We start from the raw sequence: 13,008 nt of genomic DNA on the forward strand, positions 1-13,008 counted from the left end.
TGCCAACCGGCCACCCATCATCCCAATCAAGGGCGCGCATCCGGCCAGGCTCCGCGAGGCGGGCGCGAGACTCACGGCCCCGGTGAGGGAAGCTGACATCGAGGTCCACTGTCAGACCCGACTGCTATTCCTGTGATGCCTCGAATTCATCGAGACACGTCGAGTCGACCGGGACAGCCACTGACACAGACCTCATGACGGGGCATCGCCGGGGAGTTGCATTTGTACCCGGATGTATAAACGCCTCGCGAGGCTCACCCTCAGCGTCACCCGGAACGACTGACACCGCGCTGCAGTGCCTGCCACCCAGGAGCCTGAGTTCATGCGCCGTCCCCTCACGGATGCGTACCGCCATCCCCTTGTCTTCGCCGTCGGCTTCACCCTCTTCGCGACGGGAGCACTCGCCCGTCCAGCAAAGCCTCCCCCCGCCGAGTCCACGTGGAGAGTCCACGGGCTGGAGCACACCCATCGCCGCATCCAACCCGCCGAGCGCGAGCCGGATATCGCCCCCGAGCTGTTGCGTGAAGCGCCAGCCCCCACTGCGACAGCGCGGTCCCTGCTGGCGTGCGACACCGGGGCCTTCGCGGTCGCCACGGGCCCCCAGCTCATCACCCTGGTGAAGGGCTCAACGGAGGCGTGCCTCAACACGCTGTTCGGTGTGACGGGCACCCAGGCCGCGCAGGTCTTCGCCGAGAGCAAGATGGTCACCGTCGCCACCGCGCTCACCTCCAACGCCCAGCAGTACGCGGGCGACAACACCGCCCAGACGCTCCAGCTCCTCCTGTTCCTGCGCGCCGGCTACTACGTGCAGTTCTACCAGTCCGGCGTGGTGGGCAGCTACGGCACCGCGCTGCGCAATGCCATCCGCCCGGCGCTCGCGGCCTTCATCGCCAACAGCCACTTCACGGACGTCAACGACACGCACGGCCCGGTGCTGCAGGAGTTCGTCACCCTCATCGACAGCGCGGGGGAGACCGCCTGGAACCTGGATACCCTCAGGGGCCTGCTGGACCGGTTCAATGACACCACCGTGGCCTCGTCATCCATGCGCGGCGCCACCAACAGCGTCTTCAATGGCCTCTACCGGGGCCAATACAACGCGGACTTCGTGACGGCCGTGCGAGCGGACCCGTCCATCCTCGACTCGCTCGAGTCCTTCATCACCCGCACCCGACACCTGCTGGCCACCTCCAACCAGTACCTCACCGTCAACGCGGCGCGAGAGCTGGCCCGCTTCCTCCAGCACTCTGGAAACCTCCAGACCCTGACGCGCTTCAAGGTGAAGGGGGTCTTCGACAATCACGCGATGACGGGCCCCACGGCGGGCCTCTGGGTGGGCACGGCGGAGATGGCCGAGTACTACGACAGGGCGAACTGCGCCTGGTACGGCATCTGCGACTTCCGCCGGAGAGTGGAGCAGACGGTGCTCGGCACCACGCATACCTGTGGCGCCACGCTGCGCCTGCGCGTGCAGGACATGACGGCCTCGCAGCTCACGCAGAGCTGTGCGCAGCTCGCCACGCAGGAGTCCTCCTTCCACGACAAGCTTCAGACGAACCGCGTGCCCGTGGCCAGCGACAACAACACGTCCCTGGAGGTGGTCGTCTTCGACAGCAGGTTCGACTACCAGACGTACGCCGGCGTGCTGTTCGGCGTCACCACCAACAGTGGCGGCATGTACCTGGAAGGAGACCCCGCCGCCTCCGGCAACCAGGCCCGCTTCATCGCCTACGAGGCGGAGTGGCTGCGGCCCACCTTCGAAATCTGGAACCTGCGCCACGAGTACATCCACTACCTGGACGGCCGCTTCAACATGAAGGGTGACTTCCCCACCAGCAGCAGCCAGCCCACCATCTGGTGGATTGAAGGCCTGGCCGAGTACCTCTCGAAGCAGGAGGACAACGGCAGCGCGGTGACGTCGGGCACGAGCAGGGCCTTCCAGCTCAGTCAAATCCTGCGCAACGACTACAACAGCGGCGCGGACCGCGTGTACTCGTGGGGCTATCTGGCCACGCGCTTCATGTTCGAGCGGCACCCGGACCAGGTGAACGCCTTCCTCGCGCAGTTCCGCGCGGGCAACTACAGCGCGTATCGACAATCCCTGGATGCGTTGGGCACGGCGAACGACGCGGAGTTCCACTCGTGGATTCTCTGTGTCGCGACAACCACGGACCCGAGCACCTGCGTGCCACCCGACTCCGGGCCCCCGCCGGGCACGACGCCGCCCTGCACGGCGGCCAGTTCGCAGAAGCTCGACAACGGCTGCTACCGGGGCCCGCTCGCCTCCACCGGCAGCGCGCTCTATTTCTATCTCTACATGCCCCCCGGCGCGACCCACCTGCGCTTCAAGGCCAGCGGAGGCACCGGCAACGCGGACCTGTACGTCCGCGCCGGCACGTGGCCCACCGCGACTGAGTATGACCACCGGCCCTACCTGCCGGGCAATGAGGAGTCCGTGGAGATCCACACCCCCATGACGGGTGGCTACTACTACCTCATGCTCGTGGCCCGAACGCCCTACTCGGACGTGAAGCTGGAGGCCCACTTCGACGGGGCGCCCTGAGACGAAAAGTCAGGCTCCCGGGTGGAGGGTGAGTCCATCCTCCAGCCGGGGGCCCACGGCGCTACCTGCGGGACCAGTTCACCGAGGTGAGGTGAACACCAATCTCCACGAGGTCCTTCGGATCAAACCCCTTCGCATACTTGCTGATGTCGGGCGGCTTGGGCTCCGCCTTCGGCTTGGCCACCTGCACCGTCCCGGGGAAGCCGTGATTGCGGAAGGTGAGGTAGTTCATCATCTTGGGGGCGCTCGCCGAGGGCTTCTCGGGCACCTCGCGATGCACGTGGACGAAGTGCTTGCCGGAGCGCGTGGGAGGCTGGGAGATGACGATTCGCTCGTAGCCCAACCCGATGGCATGCCAGTGGGTCATGCGCGAGGCGCCCCAGCTCCCCACCTCTTCCATGTAGCGCACCCAGTAGCCCATCAGCGCCATGGCCTCGAGATTGCCACTGCGCATCCCCAGGTGCCGCGTGTCAGCGACACGGTGGAGGTACTCGTACAGCTTGAACTGGTCCATCCGGTTGCCACACCACGTGCGAGAGGTCTCATCCTCCCAGAAGCACGTCAGGTTGAAGGCCCGGCCCTTGCCGAGGTCCTCACACATCTGGTCGAACTTGTGTATCCGCTTCTCCGGGCTGTCCACGCCCCTGTGGACGATGGGCTTGTCACCCGCGATGAACACGAAGTCGAAGTTCCATGCCCTGAAGGCCCGGTCGATGAGCTGCCGGGTCCCCTCGAAGCTGGTGTCGTGCTCGAGATGGATTTCGCCCTTCTTGCCCGTGAAGCGACTCCAGATGACCAGCACCTTCGAGCGGTCCAGCTTCCTCACGGGGACCTGGTGCCGCTTCTCCAGCCACGCCGCGAGCGCCCCCTGCTTGCTCGGAAACCCGCCCACGTCGCTGACGCCCCAGGTATTGCGGATGCGGTTGCGCAGGTCCGAGCCGCTCCACAGCTCCCGCCTGTTGAGGAACCGCGTGCCCAGCTCATAGCCCTTGAGCCAGCAGATGCAGTTCGCCTGCTGCATCCAGGCGAAGGCCTCCTTCCGGATGGTCTCGCTGACGCTCTTCCCCTTGGGAAGCACCACCTTGCGAACCCGGCCGCCGCCATTGACGCAGGCGCTGGTGAAGGCGACCAGGGAGTCCGAGTGGTCGAGCGGGTCGTCCTTCTGGGTGACCATGAGCAAGGAGTTCGGCTTGGCGATGAGCGTCGCGCCAATGCCAAACATGTCACCACTCATCTCACCGCCCAGGATGCCCATCAGCGGCAGGTCGACCACGATTCGGTCCGAGAGCTGCTGGACGAACAAGCCGTAGGCTGCATCGTCGAAGCGCTTGCGCACCTCCTCCACGACGAGCAAGAGGTGGGTGTAGCGCTTGAGGATGCCGGCGAGGCTGGCGCGGGATTGCTTCATCTGGGCGATGAAGCAGTCGGCCAGGGCCTTGGCGAAGGCCGACACCTGTCCCTGCATCTGGGGCGGAAAGCCATCCAACACCGGCCACCAGTCGGAAGAGTTGATGCCGAAGCCGACGTCGTAGAACCACCTGCGCACCAGGTCGGGCAGCACCTGATTGACGACGTCCTGGGGCAGCCGGCCGAAGCCCGGAATGTGCTCCTCGAAACCACGGCGCAGGCGGGCCAGGAACGTATGCTCCGACCCCGTCGCCGCCTTGGCGATGTTCGGTGTCCATGCGGCGAGCAGGCGCGACTGAGGCATCGCGAGCACGGTGGGGCTGAGCCGGACATCGGATGCGCGCACGCGGATGATGTCGTCCTCCCCTCCTCCACCCAGGCGGATGTCGTAGAAGCCGGACTCGTAGTGGACGATCTGCCCGTACCAGGTCCCACCGTCGTTCTGGACCTCGACGTGGGCGCCCGAGATGTAGCGCAGCGAGGGATGCGCGTGGAGGTGCCCCAGCGAGACACGCACCAGCGAGTCCGTGCCACCGATGCGCACCTCGAAGTCCTCGCCCGCGATGTGCCCGCCGCCCCTCAAGTCGCGGACAATCTGCCCATACACCGAGGGCTGGTTTGGACGGCGAATCTCGACGTGGAGGTCCTCGAACATGGGGCGCCGACCTTTGGGGAGGAATGACTCGGAGCCGTCATTCAGCAAGGGGTGTGCCGCGCCTTTCCTCCTCCGTCGCCTCCGCTGGCGGCTCCCCGCGGACCAGCGGCCTCTCGCCTGGAGAGGTGCTCTCCACGAGGGCTGCGTTCGCGGCAGACGCCAGTGCGTCCTCATGGCACGCGGTGATGCGTGTCTGTCGTTGAGGGCGTTCAGGTAGAGTTCCTCACGCCTGACAGGGCGGGACTGGCAGCTGGCGCGAGGAATGAATGGCGATGGGACACTTCGACGTCGCGGGGAAGGTGGCGCTCATCACCGGCGCCTCACGTGGGCTGGGCAGACACTTCGCCTTCATGCTGGCCCGTCAGGGCGTGGCCACGGCCCTGGCGGCGCGCGACACGGAAGCCCTGTCGGGCGTGGCGCGGACCATCCAGGCCGAGGGTGGCAAGGCCCTGGTGGTTCCGCTCGACGTGACGGACTCGCGCCGGGTGCGCGCCGCGCGCGAGGAGGTGGAGGCCGGACTGGGGCCTCTCTCCATCCTGGTCAACAACGCCGGCACGGTGGATGCGCTCCCCTGGAACGAGCAGGACGAGGCCGAGTGGGACCGGGTGATGGACACCAACCTCAAGGGCGTCTGGTTGATGGCGCAGGAGACGGCGCGCCACCTCATCCGCCACGGCCGAGGAGGCACCCTCATCAACGTCTCCTCCATCCTCGGCAGCGTGGTGGAGAAGGGGCTGCCCGCCTATTGCGCCTCGAAGGCGGGCGTCAATCACCTGACCCGAGCACTCGCCGTCGACCTGGCGCCGCATGGCATCCGCGTCAATGCATTGGCGCCCGGCTACTTCGAGACGGACCTCAACCGGGAGTTCCTCGCCACCGCGGAGGGCCGGGCCATGGTGGAGCGCATCCCCCAGCGGCGCACCGGTCACTTCGAGGAGCTGGATGGGCCCCTGCTGCTGCTCGCTTCAGAGGCCTCTCGCTACATGACGGGGAGCGTGCTCACCGTGGATGGTGGCCACACCAACGTCTCCGCGGGATAGACAGTCCATCGTCCACCCGCGCCCCACATGGTGAAAGGTGAGCCTCGGCGGGCTGGGACGCAGCCGCGTTCCCGGAGGACGCGAATCCGATGACTCGCGCCGTGTCTCCCCATGGGCGCTCACGCGGTATGCCACTTGCTCTCGCACTCCTTCTTACGCCCAGGCAACAAGCTGCCCAGGCTCAGCCGAGGAGCCCCATGCCAGATCCAAAACTGCAAGAGGAGCAGCGCCGCAGAGCCCTGGAAGCCTACGAGCGACGCGCCACCGCGCAGCGCGAGCGGGGCATGCCCCGGCTGCGACACGAGCGGGAACAGCGGGAGCTCGCGGCGGAGATGGCCTTCGACTTCAAGCTCATCTCCCTGTCGAAACAGCAGCGGTATGACCTGCTGGGGCCCGCCCAGAAATGGCGCGAGCACATCGACGGCCGCCATCAGCACTGGGGTGAGAATGTCTACATCAGGGGGCATCACCGACTTCACCAGGATCCCCACGCCCGGCCCCAGGACGTCGCCGACCCTGAGTACAACGCCAGGATGATGAACGCGGACCGCTTCGTCAGCTCGACCTTCAACTTCGGCAACTTCGACAGGGAGGCCTACGCCAGGCTCCATGGACTCGTCTCCAGGGACCAGTACGATTTTGGCGCCCAACCCCGTGTCGGAGAGCTCACGCTCACGTTCAACCAACTCCATGACAGCGCCCAGGAGTTGATGGATGAGCACGACCCCTTCATCGCGCGGATCGACATCTCCACTCCCGGGACATGCCGCATCGTCCTCGCGGCGGTCAAAAACCCCTTGGAGGAGGTCGACAGGCTCCTCCGGGAGCACTACCAGGCCATGCGCTTCGTCTTCGACCCGGATGAGGCGTTGCTCAGCGTGGCTCGAACGCACAAGGCGCTGGAGAACCTTCATGCCTACGTGGACTACAACACCCGCACCAACCGCCTGGTGTTGAACCGGCTGCTGGTCGATGCGGGCCTCACCCCCTCGGTCCTCGACAGCCCGCTGAACGTCCATCACATGACCCTGCCCCACTGGGTGGAACACATCCGTGAAGGACAGAAGGTCTGGCAGAAGCTCGTCACTGAGACGGGCAACCTGGACGCGCCGGATGCGGCGTGGGTGGACTTCAACCGTGAGCAGGTCCTGAGGAGGCGCTTGGGCCTGCTTTAGTCCGGGACCTCGTGGCCTCCGGCTCCAACCCACTCCCGCGAACCTGGGGCGGAAGGGCGAAGCGGGCGACCTCGACGTCCCGCTCCTTGCGCGGGTCGATGCCTTCGTCCTTGAAGCGCTGGAGGACCACCAGCGCCTGGCCCTTGCGCACCAGCTTCACGTCCGAGCCCCCGCCAGCCCACCAGACGCTGAAGGCCTGCGTCATGTCCTGGGGCACCTCGCCATTGGAGAACTTCCCCACCTCCCGAGCGTCATGGACACCGCTGGAATGCCCAGCCTCGCGACAGCCCGACATGCTCCTGGTCTCCGTCCTATGCTCCGCGTGGAGCAACCCGAGTACATGGCGAGGAGTCGAACGAAGTGAACGGTCCGGACAGTGGGATGGCGATCGCGGTGTTGCTGGGCATGTTGCTGCTGCTGGTGATGGGCGGTGGCGTCGGCCTTGGCCTCACCCTGCTCCTCAAGAAGCTCTTCAAGTTCACGACGCCCGTGGCCATTGGCGTGGGAGTCGTGTTGCTGGTGGTCGGCGCGGTGGGGCTCTTCGCGGTGGTGTTCGATGACCTGACCGCCAGCTGGTGGGAGGCGCGCACCGCGAAGACCATCCACTTCACCGTGCCCAAGGGCTTCAACGGCCAGCTGCGCCTGGTGTTCGACCCGACGGGCCCCTCCGTCACCGAGGTGAACGGCAAGCTCGAGGTGAAGGTCAGCGGCGCCAAGGCCCAGAAGGTGAAGGCCGGCCTGGGGCTGGAGAACGACTACGCCGAGGTCGAAGCCCATGACACCGAGGGCACACGGGTCGACGTGTTCCTCGACTCGAGCGGCCAGCGCGACGGTTTCAAGTACCGCGGGTTCTGGTTCGGCGACCAGGCCGGACGGACATACGACGACTCGCCCATCGTCCTGCCGGAGTGAGGCGGGGGACGCTCAACACTACTTAACACCCCATGGACTCCAACCATGCGATGGAGGACGCGCCCCCCTCGGGGACTCGGGAAGGACACAGTCCCGACGTCGAGGGGCCAACGGGTGGCGGCATGCGGGGAAACGGTTCCCGGACTCGCTCGGAAAACGTGGTACCGGTGGACCGTCGCGGCCACCAGCAAGGGAGCTGTCGGAATGCTCGCCATCGGAGACCTCGCGCCGGACTTCGCCGCCACGGACTGCCATGGCGCGCCCCTGAGCCTGTCCGCGCTCCGGGGCCGCCGGGTCGTCCTCTTCTTCTTCCCCAAGGCCTTCACGCTCGGCTGCACCATCGAGAACCGGGCGTTCAGGGACAACCACCACCGCCTCCAGGCCCTGGGCGCGGAGCTGGTGGGCGTGTCGGTGGACACGCAGCGCACCCAGTGCGCCTTCGCGCAGAAGGAAGACATCCACTTCACCCTGCTCGGAGACCCGGACCGGGTCATCAGCCGGGCCTATGACGTGCTCTGGCCCGTGCTCCGGGTGGACCGCCGCGTCACCTTCATCATCGGCCCCGACGGCCGCATCGAGGACATCATCCGCCACGAGGTGCGCGTGTACCGCCACCTGGACGACGTCCTGCGCTACCTCGAGTCCACCCCGCTCCCCATCCCCTACGACACGGCCGCCTGAGGGCCCGGGCGTCAAAACCAGGAGCAGTGGTACTCGCAGTGGGAGGCGCCCCGGGCGCGGCACATCGGGTGCGTGATTCGCGGCGCCAGGCCCCCCGACAGCTCGATGGCGCGCTCGTGCCAGCCGATGATGGTGAGGCAGTCCGCCTCCGTGACGTTCTCCGCGCTGAAGGTGCGCAGCACCGCGGACCGGGGGCCCGTCCATTCGTACGTGCGCGAGCCCACCGCGTAATAGAACCGGTAGATGCGCGCCGCCTGACTCAAGAGGAAGTGTGGCTCCCCCGCCCTCACGAAGGTCTGCTGGGGGCCGTTCAGCGACTCGTCCGCGGACGCACGTCCCATGTCGATGAAGGCCCGGCCCTCGTCCTCCGGCGACAGCACCTCCGCGATGGCCGTGTCCAGCCGCAGGTTCAGCTCCAGCGGATACCAGGCCACCGGCAATATCGACTTGCGCAGCAGCGCCTGGTCAGACGGAGGCAGCCGCCCGAGGACTTCGTCGACGCGAATCTGCCCGCCGTGTCGGCGCAGCATGTTCAGCCGCGATATGAGCACGCCCCCCTTGATGCGAGAGCCCGAGCCTTCCAGAACCATGAGAAGTCCGTGGGTTGCACCAGCCGCGGCCATTGTGACAGCGGCTCGGCGAACAGGGCAAATTGATGTCCCCACCAACTGTCGCCCAATTTGCTGTCATTTCCTGAGATTCTTGAATTCATGCGACACGGACAACCCGGTGAAAAATAACCTGCGGCCGGCTCGGGTGTTGAAGGCGTCGTGAGCATCAGGGAGACAGGCGGCCGGGTGGTGGCGATGCCGTCTCGTCGGCTGGCCCTGGAGCGGGCGCCGGACGAGGTGCTCTGCCATGCCTTCCTGGACGGCGAGGAGGCGGCCTTCGAGGTGCTGGTGAGGCGGCACCGCGCGCTCGTCTTCTCGCTGGTGCGCCGCTACACGACGCGGCCCGAGGACGCGGCGGACCTGACGCAAGCGGCCTTCCTGCGCGCGCTGGAGGCCTCGCGCCGGGTGTTCGCGCGCTTCACGCCGGCGGGCCCGGCGCCCTTCCGTGCGTGGCTGGTGCGAATCGCCCTCAACCTGGCGAAGAACCACGCGCGGCACGGCCAGCGGTGGCGGCCGGTGCTGGTGGAAGCGGCGAATGACGAGGTGGCGGAGGCCCCTGGCGAGTCCGCGCAGGAAGGCCTGGAGCGGGCGGAGCGGGCGCGGCGGGTGCGCGAGGAGGTGCTGACGCTGCCCCGGCGCCAGCGCGAGGTGCTGACGCTGCGCGTGGACGCCGGGTTGGCGTTCAAGGACATCGCGGAGACGCTCGGCATCACCGAGAACAATGCGAAGGTGCAGTTCCACCATGCGGTGAAGCGCCTGAAGGCGCGGGTGGGCGAGCCCGAGGAGATGAGCTGATGGCTGCATGCCCTGACCAGGAAGCGCGGCTGGATTCGCACGCCGCGGGGGCGCTGGACGCGTCGGAGACGGCTCCCCTGCTCCGACATCTGGAGTCGTGCGCGGGGTGCCGCGAGGCCTTCGCCGCGTCGGTGGAAATCCTGTCGCTGATGACATTGCCCGCGCCGACGACGGCGGAGAAGCTCGCCCAGGAGGCCGTGCCCGAGCGCGCGCTGGACACGTGGAAGCGAGAGCGCACGAGCCAGGCCCTGCGCCGGCGCACCGTGGGCTCGCTGGTGGCCGCCGCCGCGGCGGTGGCGGTGATGGTCCTGGTGCCAGGCCTTCCGCGGCCGTTGGCGCCGAGCACGCCGCCGGAGCCCAAGGACGCGCCGGTGGTGGAGGAGCTCGCCGTGGAAGCGCGCACGCTGGCGGACTTCGAGGCGTGGGCGGGGCTGGAGCCGCTGGAGTCCGGCGGCGAGCTGGAAGACGAAGAGGCCCTCGACGACGTCGCGGGCTGGGATGAGGAAGATCCGCTGGGAGAGATGCTGTGAAGACAATGACTCGCACGTCGTGGGTGGCGTTGACGGTGGTGCTCGTGCCCTTCCTGGCGCTGGCCCGGCCTGGCAACAAGGAGGGTGCGGAGCCCAGGCCTCGCGATGCCGAGCGGATGGAGCGCCTGGAGAAGCGGCTGCGGCTGCGGCAGGTGCTGACGTTGTCGGAGGCGCTGGAGCTGGACAACGCGCAGGCGCTGAAGATGGAGGAGACGCTGCGCGGCTTCGACGAGAAGCGGCGCCCCTTGCGGGAGCAGGTGCGCGACGCGGCTCGCACGCTGCATCAGGCGGCGCGGGGCGACAGCGCGGCGCTGGCGCAGGTGGACGCCGCCGCGCAGCGTGCGTTCGAGGCGCGGGAGCGCATCGCGGCGTTGGACAGGGAGATGTACCAGGCGCTGGCCAAGGAGCTTGCTCCGGAGAAGCGGGCGAAGCTGGCGCTCGCCCTCGCGCGAGGGGGCCTCAAGTCCAAGAGCTTCTGGAAGAACGGCCCACCAGGGGACTCGCGGGGCGACGACTGACGCCCCACCCCGGGGATGAGACTGGGGTCTGGGACGGACAGGCAGTCGCCCTGGGGGCGACATGGGCCCCGTGCCTACCGTCAGGGAGCCGACGGCGCGTGGAGCGCCGCCACCGAGGAGGCTTCCATGCGTCTACTGCCCCGACTCGCGCCCCTGTTGATGGGCCTGGCCCTCACGGCCTGCGCGAGCATCGACGTGAGCAGCAACTACGACCCCGGCGCCGTCCAGCAGCTCGACGCCTACAAGACCTATGCGTGGCTCCCACAGCCAGAGGGGAGTGACAAGCGCGTCTACAATCCCATCGTCGGTGGCGAGGTGCAGCGCGCGGCCGACGACTACCTGCAGTCCCACGGCTACCAGAAGGTGGGGATGGGGGATAACCCCGACTTCCTCATCGGCTGGCATGGGGCCATCGACAACAAGATTGAAGCGGACACCGTCAACTCGTACTACGGCTATCCCTACGACCCGATGTGGGACCCGTTCTACGGCGGTGGGCCCGTCGTCATGGCCGCGCCGGAGACGTATGTGCGGGAGTACGAGCAGGGCACCCTCCTGCTCGATATCGTCGACGCCCGGTCCAAGAAGCTCGTCTGGCGCGGGCAGGCGCAGTCGGAGATCGACGACAGCGCCAAGGCGGAGAAGCAGCAGTCGAAAATCACCAAGGCCGTGACGAAGATGCTGGAGCGCTTCCCGCCGAAGCCGGGCAAGAAGTGACGTGCGGGGTTCGTGTCCGGCGCCACCGACGTATGGGAGCGTCAGGCGCCGGACACGGGCTTGTCCCCGGAGCAGAGTCGTCGCGGCGAGCGGGAGTGAGCAGCTTGCGCGGGCTCCATGTCCCGCCTCCGCCGCATCGCCGGCTGCCTCTTGCTGCTCGCGTGCCTTGACGGCTGCTCCGTCTCCGCGCCGCGCTCGGAGCTGGTGCGACGCGTGGGCCGCTCCGACTTGTCGGTGGCGGCGCTGCGCATCCGGGTGCGGGACATGGCGCGGCGCTTCTCCGGGCTGCTGGAGATCTCCTCGGATGAAATCGCGGCGCGCTCAGGCTCCGAGTCCGTGCGCGAGGCGATGACCACGTTCAAAATCAATTCCGTGCCGGCCATGCAGGCCGCGCTGCTCCAGCCCGACCCCGTGGCGGCGCTGGTGGATGCGTGGGCCCTGCTCGCGCAGCTCGAGCTCGCGCTGCCGGCGTGGGCCGTGAGCGCCGGTGCGACGCCGGAAGTGACGGCCAAGGCCGAGCGCATGTTGCGCGAGCAGGAGGCCGAGGTGGAGGCGCTGTGGAAGGACGTGTCCGGAAGGGAGGACACGTCCGCCGCGCACCAGCTCGTCCATGAGTGGGCCGCGAAGAACCCGCTCGTGGGCTCGCTCGTCGCGCGGGTGTCCACCGTGGGGCTGCTCGCGGACGTGACGTCGCAGTCAGGACTCAGCGCGAGGGCGACAGCGGGGGCGCTGGTGGAGGACGTGAGGGACCTCACGGCGCGCATGGACCTCTATGCCGCGTCCCTGCCCCGCCAGGCCCGATGGCAGGTGGAGTCGATGGCGCAGGAGGCCCTCCAGATGCTCCCCGCGCAGGAAGCCATGAAGGACCTGGAGCGCGTGGTGGACACGCTGGACCAATTCGGAGGGCTGGCGGCGGGGACGCCCGCGCTGGTGGCCCGGGAGCGAGCCGCCGTGCTGAGCGCGCTCGACGCGGGCAGGGAGGCGCTCCAGCGCTTCATCGAATCGGAGCGGCAGGCGCTCATGGTCGACGTGAGAGGAGAGCGGCAGGCCATCCTCTCGGCGCTCCACACCGAGCGCGTGGAGACGCTCCAGCAGGGCGAGCGCATGGGGTACGGACTGGTGGACCACGCCTTCCAGCGCGCGGCCATGCTCGTGGACCGCGTCTTCCTGTGGCTGCTCGGGCTGACGTTGCTGGGCGTGGTGGGCGCCATCGCCGTCGCATTCCTGCTCACGCGCGCATGGCGACGACGCCTGGGCTGAGCGTTGCGAAGCGGCAGCCACTTCAGCGCGGCCTGAGGCCCTGGCAGACCTCGCCAGCGCGGCGTCGACGCCTGGGCTGAGCGTCGCGCAGCGGCCTCGACTCCTGCACGCGGCCTCGACATCCTGACGCCTCCGGTTGACGAG

At 67.9% G+C, this 13,008-nt stretch carries 13 protein-coding genes; 10 read left to right on the top strand and 3 right to left on the bottom strand.

Annotated elements, in window-relative coordinates; genetic code table 11:
- Positions 1–322: 322 nt before the first annotated feature.
- Complete coding sequence (locus LZ199_RS13630) at positions 323–2,563, top strand: M9 family metallopeptidase (protein WP_253994107.1); 2,241 nt, start codon at positions 323–325, stop codon at positions 2,561–2,563.
- Positions 2,564–2,624: 61 nt separating this feature from the next.
- Here the strand turns inward: LZ199_RS13630 and LZ199_RS13635 are convergent, their stop codons facing one another.
- Entirely contained in the window at positions 2,625–4,625 is a 2,001-nt protein-coding gene (locus tag LZ199_RS13635; protein WP_253994108.1) for a hypothetical protein, read from the bottom strand.
- A 266-nt stretch (positions 4,626–4,891) separates the two neighbouring features.
- Between LZ199_RS13635 and LZ199_RS13640 the strand changes: the two genes are divergently transcribed.
- On the top strand, positions 4,892–5,665 hold the full coding sequence (locus LZ199_RS13640; RefSeq protein ID WP_253994109.1) for an SDR family NAD(P)-dependent oxidoreductase: 774 nt from the start codon (positions 4,892–4,894) through the stop codon (positions 5,663–5,665).
- A 197-nt stretch (positions 5,666–5,862) separates the two neighbouring features.
- Positions 5,863–6,840 carry a Fic family protein gene (locus LZ199_RS13645; RefSeq protein ID WP_253994110.1) on the top strand — a complete coding sequence of 326 codons (978 nt, stop codon included), beginning with the start codon at positions 5,863–5,865 and terminating at the stop codon, positions 6,838–6,840.
- Here the strand turns inward: LZ199_RS13645 and LZ199_RS13650 are convergent.
- A complete protein-coding gene (locus tag LZ199_RS13650; protein WP_253994111.1) occupies positions 6,797–7,135 on the bottom strand; it encodes a hypothetical protein in 339 nt (112 codons plus the stop codon). The genes LZ199_RS13645 and LZ199_RS13650 overlap by 44 nt on opposite strands.
- 86 nt (positions 7,136–7,221) lie before the next feature.
- Between LZ199_RS13650 and LZ199_RS13655 the strand changes: the two genes are divergently transcribed.
- Both LZ199_RS13655 and LZ199_RS13660 read left to right on the top strand, forming a co-directional pair.
- Positions 7,222–7,752, top strand: coding sequence for a hypothetical protein (locus LZ199_RS13655; RefSeq protein WP_253994112.1), 531 nt, complete (start codon positions 7,222–7,224; stop codon positions 7,750–7,752).
- A gap of 204 nt (positions 7,753–7,956) precedes the next feature.
- Positions 7,957–8,433 (top strand): peroxiredoxin, encoded by a 477-nt coding sequence (locus tag LZ199_RS13660; protein WP_253994113.1) that lies wholly within the window; start codon positions 7,957–7,959, stop codon positions 8,431–8,433.
- An 11-nt stretch (positions 8,434–8,444) separates the two neighbouring features.
- Here the strand turns inward: LZ199_RS13660 and LZ199_RS13665 are convergent, their stop codons facing one another.
- On the bottom strand, positions 8,445–9,023 hold the full coding sequence (locus LZ199_RS13665; protein WP_253994114.1) for a TIGR02265 family protein: 579 nt from the start codon (positions 9,021–9,023) through the stop codon (positions 8,445–8,447).
- Between the two features lie 180 nt (positions 9,024–9,203).
- Here LZ199_RS13665 and LZ199_RS13670 point away from each other — a divergent pair, with 180 nt between their 5' ends.
- From LZ199_RS13670 to LZ199_RS13690, 5 genes are all read left to right on the top strand, one after another.
- Positions 9,204–9,839 (top strand): RNA polymerase sigma factor, encoded by a 636-nt coding sequence (locus tag LZ199_RS13670; RefSeq protein ID WP_253994115.1) that lies wholly within the window; start codon positions 9,204–9,206, stop codon positions 9,837–9,839.
- A complete protein-coding gene (locus tag LZ199_RS13675; protein ID WP_253994116.1) occupies positions 9,839–10,369 on the top strand; it encodes a zf-HC2 domain-containing protein in 531 nt (176 codons plus the stop codon). The genes LZ199_RS13670 and LZ199_RS13675 overlap by 1 nt, the downstream gene beginning before the upstream one ends.
- Before the next feature lie 5 nt (positions 10,370–10,374).
- Positions 10,375–10,887 (top strand): hypothetical protein, encoded by a 513-nt coding sequence (locus LZ199_RS13680; protein ID WP_253994197.1) that lies wholly within the window; start codon positions 10,375–10,377, stop codon positions 10,885–10,887.
- Between the two features lie 126 nt (positions 10,888–11,013).
- Entirely contained in the window at positions 11,014–11,604 is a 591-nt protein-coding gene (locus LZ199_RS13685; protein WP_253994117.1) for a DUF4136 domain-containing protein, read from the top strand.
- Positions 11,605–11,721: 117 nt separating this feature from the next.
- Positions 11,722–12,864 carry a chemotaxis protein gene (locus tag LZ199_RS13690; RefSeq protein ID WP_253994118.1) on the top strand — a complete coding sequence of 381 codons (1,143 nt, stop codon included), beginning with the start codon at positions 11,722–11,724 and terminating at the stop codon, positions 12,862–12,864.
- Positions 12,865–13,008 lie beyond the last annotated feature (144 nt).

The sequence above is a fragment of the Myxococcus qinghaiensis genome, assembly GCF_024198215.1.
Taxonomy (GTDB): domain Bacteria; phylum Myxococcota; class Myxococcia; order Myxococcales; family Myxococcaceae; genus Myxococcus; species Myxococcus qinghaiensis.

Excerpts from the sequence above, each read along its gene's own strand:
- LZ199_RS13650 (WP_253994111.1), bottom strand. The coding sequence starts at position 7,135 with ATGTCGGGCTGTCGCGAGGCTGGGCATTCCAGCGGTGTCCATGACGCT.
- LZ199_RS13660 (WP_253994113.1), top strand. The coding sequence starts at position 7,957 with ATGCTCGCCATCGGAGACCTCGCGCCGGACTTCGCCGCCACGGACTGC.
- LZ199_RS13665 (WP_253994114.1), bottom strand. The coding sequence starts at position 9,023 with ATGGTTCTGGAAGGCTCGGGCTCTCGCATCAAGGGGGGCGTGCTCATA.
- LZ199_RS13680 (WP_253994197.1), top strand. The coding sequence starts at position 10,375 with ATGACTCGCACGTCGTGGGTGGCGTTGACGGTGGTGCTCGTGCCCTTC.
- LZ199_RS13640 (WP_253994109.1), top strand. The coding sequence starts at position 4,892 with ATGGCGATGGGACACTTCGACGTCGCGGGGAAGGTGGCGCTCATCACC.
- LZ199_RS13655 (WP_253994112.1), top strand. The coding sequence starts at position 7,222 with ATGGCGATCGCGGTGTTGCTGGGCATGTTGCTGCTGCTGGTGATGGGC.
- LZ199_RS13645 (WP_253994110.1), top strand. The coding sequence starts at position 5,863 with ATGCCAGATCCAAAACTGCAAGAGGAGCAGCGCCGCAGAGCCCTGGAA.
- LZ199_RS13675 (WP_253994116.1), top strand. The coding sequence starts at position 9,839 with ATGGCTGCATGCCCTGACCAGGAAGCGCGGCTGGATTCGCACGCCGCG.
- LZ199_RS13685 (WP_253994117.1), top strand. The coding sequence starts at position 11,014 with ATGCGTCTACTGCCCCGACTCGCGCCCCTGTTGATGGGCCTGGCCCTC.
- LZ199_RS13635 (WP_253994108.1), bottom strand. The coding sequence starts at position 4,625 with ATGTTCGAGGACCTCCACGTCGAGATTCGCCGTCCAAACCAGCCCTCG.
- LZ199_RS13630 (WP_253994107.1), top strand. The coding sequence starts at position 323 with ATGCGCCGTCCCCTCACGGATGCGTACCGCCATCCCCTTGTCTTCGCC.
- LZ199_RS13690 (WP_253994118.1), top strand. The coding sequence starts at position 11,722 with ATGTCCCGCCTCCGCCGCATCGCCGGCTGCCTCTTGCTGCTCGCGTGC.